This window comes from Pseudorhodobacter sp. W20_MBD10_FR17 (assembly GCF_052119765.1).
Lineage (GTDB): Bacteria > Pseudomonadota > Alphaproteobacteria > Rhodobacterales > Rhodobacteraceae > Pseudorhodobacter.
The window spans coordinates 25,128-31,955 of the sequence record NZ_JBGQOQ010000036.1; the positions used below are offsets into that span (position 1 = coordinate 25,128).

5 protein-coding genes are annotated in these 6,828 nt (G+C 51.5%); all 5 read left to right on the forward strand.

Going from position 1 to position 6,828, the window contains the following annotated elements; genetic code table 11:
• Window positions 1-111: 111 nt before the first annotated feature.
• The 5 genes from ACEN2J_RS17690 (at window position 112) to ACEN2J_RS17710 (ending at window position 6,610) form a co-directional block, all read left to right on the forward strand.
• Window positions 112-1,116, forward strand: a complete 1,005-nt coding sequence (locus ACEN2J_RS17690) for a helix-hairpin-helix domain-containing protein (RefSeq protein WP_442107613.1) — start codon at window positions 112-114, stop codon at window positions 1,114-1,116.
• 72 nt (window positions 1,117-1,188) lie between these two features.
• On the forward strand, window positions 1,189-1,839 hold the full coding sequence (locus ACEN2J_RS17695) for a BON domain-containing protein (RefSeq protein WP_442107615.1): 651 nt from the start codon (window positions 1,189-1,191) through the stop codon (window positions 1,837-1,839).
• Window positions 1,840-2,829: 990 nt separating this feature from the next.
• Entirely contained in the window at window positions 2,830-3,198 is a 369-nt protein-coding gene (locus ACEN2J_RS17700) for a hypothetical protein (protein ID WP_442107617.1), read from the forward strand.
• Window positions 3,199-3,812: 614 nt separating this feature from the next.
• A complete protein-coding gene (ppsA, locus tag ACEN2J_RS17705) occupies window positions 3,813-6,194 on the forward strand; it encodes a phosphoenolpyruvate synthase (RefSeq protein ID WP_442107619.1) in 2,382 nt (793 codons plus the stop codon).
• A 137-nt stretch (window positions 6,195-6,331) separates the two neighbouring features.
• A complete protein-coding gene (locus tag ACEN2J_RS17710) occupies window positions 6,332-6,610 on the forward strand; it encodes a glycine zipper 2TM domain-containing protein (RefSeq protein WP_442107621.1) in 279 nt (92 codons plus the stop codon).
• The last annotated feature ends 218 nt before the right edge of the window (window positions 6,611-6,828 follow it).

Here is a 6,828-nt window from a genome sequence, read left to right on the forward strand (position 1 = left end):
CAAGCGACGCTTGCGCAGGATTTTAAACCCAAACGCATGAAATCAAAGCACTGCGAATTTTGAAAGCGTTAAGACGATGTACTGATTGTTGGATATGAAAGGGAAGTTAAATTGTCATTCAGAAAATCTGAAATGTTTCCGCAAGAGAATGCCCGCGCCAGCGATAGTGTCCCGATTGCAAGAGAGATAAAAATGGCAAATGATCCGCTCACTTCCCCACAAAACGCTAAGGCAAAGAAAATTGAATACCTGTTAGAAAACGTCTACATCGCAGAGCAATTGGATACGATGTCGACCCTGTTGGCGCAGCAAAATGCTTCGTTTTTTCGTGTGCGGGCTTATAGCGAAGCTGCCAAATTTGTAAGATCAATGACGCAGCCAATCCGTAGCATCTATGAAGAGTCCGGCTCAAAAGGTTTGGACGCGCTGCCAAAAATCGGAATTTCGATTGCAAATGCGATTGTCGAGATACTTGAATCGGGGGAATTATCCTCGATCAAACGGTTACGCGGGACGCTCGACCCTGAAAAACTTTTTCAAACGGTTCCGACGATTGGGCCACAGCTTGCCAAGAGCATACATGATCAACTGAGCATCGACTCGCTTGAGGCGCTTGAAGCGGCCGCCAACGACGGGCGTCTTTCGGCGTTAACGGGGATCGGCCCGAGGCGGTTGTCGGCGATCAAGGGTTCGTTGAAAAGCATACTTGCCACTCGGCACCCATCATCTCGCACCGCACCGAATAGCCAACCACCTGTGGCTACTATCCTTGAAGTTGATCAAGCTTACCGTACTGCCGATGCAGAGAACACGCTCTCGAAGATTTCGCTTCAACGGCCCGGCACCACTGATGTCACAAAGGTGCCGATTTTGCATACAGAGCGCGATGGATGGCGATTTACGGCCATTTATTCAAACACCCGGACGGCGCAAACTTTCAAACGGACGCGGGATTGGGTTATGATTTACTTCGAAGAAGACGGGCACGGCCAAGGGCAATGCACTGTCGTGACGGAACACCACGGCCCTCTGATCGGCAAGCGTGTGATCAGGGGAAGTGAGGACGCCTGTGCCGAGCATTATCTTCGTGAAACGGCCGACAATTTGGGTGGGTAAATTGATGAATATCAATTGGCCCCAAAACTTAGTTGATAGCCTGCTCTTCTGTTTTCATATGGAGGGCAACACATGCGTAGCGATGAAGAAATTAGAGACGACATTCTGGCAGAAATCGACTTCGAACCACGGATTGAATCTACTGAAATTGGAGTGACGGTAAAGGATGGTGCGGTCACGTTGCACGGGACTGTTCATAGTTTCCTTGAAGAGCTAGCCGCCGTAAAGGCTGCGAAGCGGGTCAAAGGGGTCCACGCTGTCGTTGAAAAAATCGATATAAAATATCCCGCAGATACGACCATTTCAGACGCCGATATTGCAGAGCGGATCGCACATCTTTGCGAGTGGAGCACTATTTTTCGCAAATATGATCTCAAAGCCGAGGTAAAGAACGGGCGGGTGACTCTCACCGGGTCTGTGGATTGGCAATATCAGCGTAATGATGCCCAGGATCAGGTTGCACATATGGGTGGCGTAACGGGTGTCACCAACGCAATCACTATCTGGCCGAAAGTTTCGCAACTGGATGTAAAAAAGAAAATCTCGGCCGCTATGCACAGAAGTGCGGCACTTGAAGCTGCCAAAATCAATGTCGATGTGATTGATGGTAAAGTGACGCTGAAGGGTCAAGTCAAGGCATGGTACGAACGCAAACTAGCGAAGGACGCAGCTTGGTCTGCCCCCGGGGTGGTCAGCGTTATTGATCAGATTGAGATAGCTTAACAGATAAACCAAGGCGCTCGTCTAATCCCCTGTCCCCAAAGACGAAGTGCGCTTTGGTTTGGGAAGGGCGGTCCAGAACACCAATTCTGGACCGCCAATCTCATGACGTAGCGAGGACTATCAAAATGCCGCATAGGACCGCGCATTTCATTGTTTTGCCAAGGGGTCTGCCTCTCGAACAGTGGTTTGTGGTTTGTCGCGAGCATTGTCTGGATTTCACGACAACAGAAGCATTTGTCACGAAGCTTTATGGTTTTTAAGAGAATAATTTTTTTGTCTTGTCATTTTTGAACGACCTGTGAACGAATCGAATCGTCTGGCTTCAAAAGGCGGCCCAGCAGGTCGCCTACGATCATCGCTACAGCAGCAAGTGGGTCAAAAGTCCAAAGACGGATTCGGCGAGTGGGGACTGCTTTCCCCGTCCGCCGGATTATTCGGTGCTGTTGGTCATGCGTTGGCATTTTGCTCTTTGACATCTCGCTCGGATGGCTCTGCAATCCAGACCCGCGCCTAACCAGACGCAAGTGGAACAAAAAAGGAGCCGTCCACAAATGACACCACCCTCGCGAACACTGATGAGGTGAAGGATTTGCGCCATCGGTAAAAGTGCAATTGGTCGACCTTAAAATAGCGGCACGTCTTGGTAACGTGTCCGATCTCATCGGCATATCGACCGTCTTCGCCAGAAAGCATCATATTGATGCCCCAGAGACGCATCATGCAATAACACTTAATCCGCACTACCCGATGGGGCTCTCCACCATTGATCCATATCAATCTGTGCAAGGTTGGGGCGGATACTATGATGTCAGTATTCGATGCTATGGATCTCTTTGAAATGGAGGTGTTTGTTTTGCGGCAAATGGATATTTCGGTGTGTGCCTTACATGCAACCCCAAAGGGCTGCCGCGCACGCCAGAACGGTTATTGAGTTCTGAGCCTCGACTTTTCTATGACCTAGCCTTCACCTAAAAAACGGAGCGTAAATCCATGAAAGACCCCGAATTGGACGTGCTTATCAAAGAATTGGAAGACCGCGACGATATGACAGTCGCGGAGTTCGACGGCGTTCTTCACGCATTGGCTTTTCTGCTACCGAAAAAACTGTCAAAAGCTGTTACAGCTGATCAAATCGCCACTACCGATGGCGCTGTGCTTGTGGTGGACAACGCCTATCCGAACTGGTCGGTTAATATTCATGGTCGCGCGAATGATAAAGACGGTCATTGGCGTTGCACCCTCCGTGAAAATGACGGCCGTGACAACGATGCCGTCATCGGTTTGGGTAGCTCTCCGATTTTGTCGCAGGCAATCTTGGCAGCGACTTTGCGCCTTTCGATGTTGCAAAAAGAAAAATAGTAACCTTGATTTATCAATCACTTGGCGTGTGTGCCGCTCAGATGGCGAATTTAGCCTATCTTGCTTAGCGCTTATCGTTCGAAAGGCGCCACCACTACACCATGCCATCATACCTTCTTGGCGTAGTTTTGAAACGACCTCGACAACCTAACTTTTGGGGCTCTGATATGTTGGAAATCCCTAGTTTGCACTGATGAAGCATGATGGATTTTTTTTCGTGAAGGATGAGGCAAACCAAGCGACTGTCATTGTATTCCGAACATGTGAACTTCTTGGGACAACACCGCACCCAGACCATCATTGCCCAAGGCCATTTATGCAGGGAGGGAACTGCACCTTTACACTCTCGCAGGGGCCTAATCAAAAGCCATAACTAGAAACTGTACCTTCCGTCGAATGCCCCAGTTTAAATCAAGCTTCCAAAAATAGGCTATCGTTCAAAAGGCGGTCCAAAGACGCCGGATTGCGTGACTGCGGGTTGATCTTGCTCAATTCTGCCTGCTTCTGATGGGGCAAAATGATCTGCGATCTGTCGCCACGACGGATCAGCAAGAAAGTCGTTTCGGCGGCAAGGCGGCAGAGTAGCGCCAGATTTGAACCAAGGGAGGCAACGCATGACCCAATCACCCCAACTCGTAATTGACTTTACAAAAGTGAACCGTAGCGATGTTAACATTGTTGGTGGCAAGAACGCCTCGTTGGGCGAAATGATCAGCACGTTGGCCCCTAAAGGTATTCTTGTGCCGCCAGGCTTTGCTACCACCGCCGACGCCTTTCGTGCCTATTTGACCAGCAACACCCTAGAAGATGCTATCGCCGACCATCTTGCTGCGTTGGCAGCGGGGCGGATCGACCTGCATGCGGCGGGTCAGAAAATTCGCGCACTTATTCTCGGGGGCGACTGGCCCGCAGCAACGGCCGAAGCCATTTTAACGCATTACCGCGCATTGGGCCAAACCGTGAAACAGACCGACGCTCCGGTTGCGGTACGTTCCAGTGCAACCGCCGAAGATTTGCCTGATGCCAGTTTTGCAGGCCAGCAAGAGACATTTCTTAACGTCAGTGGCGAGGCTGCACTTTTGGATGCTTGCAAGCGCTGCTATGCTTCGCTCTATACCGATCGAGCCATTTCTTACCGTCAAATTCAAGGTTTTGCGCATGATCAAGTGGCGCTTTCGGTCGGGGTTCAACTGATGGTACGAGCTGACACCGGAGGCTCGGGCGTTATGTTTTCCATTGACACCGAATCCGGGTTTCCCGATGCCGTACTGATCAACGCTGCATGGGGCTTAGGTGAAAATGTCGTTCAAGGCGCCGTGGACCCTGATGAATATCAGGTTTTCAAACCCTTTCTGAACAACCCAAAACTAACTCCAATTCTGGCAAAGCGGTTGGGTGCCAAAACGATCAAGATGATCCATGACCGTGACGGCACCCCGCGCAATGTTCCGACCTCAAGGGCGGAACGTCAGCGTTTTGTCCTAAGCGATAGCGAGATTTTAGACCTCGCACGGCAGGCCAAAATCATTGAGGATCATTATGGCCAACCGATGGATATGGAATGGGCACGCGATGGCGGGACCAGAATACTCTACATCGTGCAGGCGCGGCCGGAAACGGTGCAATCGCGCGCCGATTTGGGAACACTGAAAAGCTATGCAGTGCAGAAACCCGGCCCCGTATTGCTGAAAGGCTTAAGTGTTGGAAGCGCCGCCGTTGCGGGGCGTGTATCGATCATCGAAAGCGCGGATGACATCGCACGCTTTGTCGAGGGCTCGGTTTTGGTGACCAGCACGACAGACCCCGACTGGGTACCAATCATGAAACGAGCTGCCGCCATTGTCACCGATCATGGTGGGCGCACCTCACATGCCGCGATTGTCAGCCGCGAACTTGGCCTTCCGGCGATTGTTGGCTGCGGCAATGCCACCCATATTCTGCATGATGAACAAGACGTTACCGTGTCTTGTGCCAATGGTGAAGAGGGCATCGTGAGCGAAGGTCTTTCGGAGATAACGGTCACCGAAGAATCGCTGAAAATTTTGCCGCATACGCATACCAAGGTCATGCTGAACCTCGCAAATCCCAGTGCGGCTTTGCGATGGTGGCGCCTGCCAACCGAAGGGGTCGGGCTGGCGCGCATGGAATTCGTCATCAACAGTGAAGTTCGCATTCACCCAATGGCGCTTGCCCATATTGACCAGGTCAGCGACCCCAAGGCGGTGGCCGAAATCGAGCGGTTGACCGAGGGCTATGATAGCAAACCCGCCTATTTCGTTGACCGCCTGTCGCGCGGCCTTTCGCGGATCGCGGCATTTTGTTACCCCAAACCAGTTATCGTTCGGATGAGCGACTTTAAGACGAATGAATATGCTGACCTATTGGGCGGTCACGATTTCGAACCGCATGAGGAAAATCCGATGATCGGTTTCCGGGGCGCGTCTCGGTACTATTCCGACCGCTATCGCGACGGGTTTGCGCTGGAATGTCAGGCGATTGCGCGATTGCGCGGGCAAATGGGCTTTGACAATGTGGTTGTTATGATACCTTTCTGCCGCACTCCTGAAGAGGCTGACAAGGTACTGGCAGTGATGGCTGAACACGGGCTGAAACGTGGCCAAAATGGATTGCAAGTTTACGTCATGTGCGAAATCCCTTCAAATGTCCTTCGGGCAAAGGAATTCGCAGAACGCTTCGACGGCTTTTCTATCGGCTCGAATGACCTGACGCAGCTTACGCTGGGTATCGACCGCGATTCAGACGCGCTTGCCGCGCTGTTTCGCGAAGACGACCCCGCAGTCCTGTGGATGATTGAAACTGTCATCCGCGAGGCCCATAAGGTCGGATCAAAGGTCGGATTCTGTGGTCAGGCACCTAGCAACGATCCAACCTATGCACAGCATTTAGTCGGCTTTGGCATTGACACAATATCAGTTACCCCAGACAGCTTTGTGCAGGTATTGCGAAACGTCGCAAAGGCCGAGACGGCGGACTGACCGATTGCGGCAAGACTGTCGTCTTTCGCAGCAATAACGCTAGCATAACTAAGTCCATGTAGATTGATACAAATCAATTCGAAAATCAGGCGAACATCCACAGTCGGTTTAATATAATAACCGAAAAGGAAGAAAACATGTTGATCAGGAAATCCATTCTGGGGATCGCACTTGGCAGCCTTGCACTTACCGCTTGTGATATGACCCAACGAGATCAAAGCCAACTCGGCGGTGCCTTGGCGGGTGCGGCGGTTGGCGTTGTAACGGCTACACTATTCGATGCCGACAAGGACTGGGTGATCATTGCCGCACTGGCCGGAGCGGCCGTGGGTACGATGGTCGCCCAGAACAACCAAACCAACCAATGTGCCTATGCGGTCGGTGATGGTACCTATCGGATTCTCCCCTGCCCATAACGGGTAGCCTGATCGTGGGTCGTGTCTGAGAAAACTGGCTTAAGATGGGCAGGACGTTGGCCTAGCCTAGCAGAATTACAAAACGCTCCCTTTTCGGTGTTTCGAAACTAGCCGTGTCAATCAGCATTCAAAACTGACCCCGCGGGGGTGCGGACGAAAACTTGGACTATCTTGGAGATAGTTCATGTATAGCTACGAAGAACGAATGCGCGCGGTTG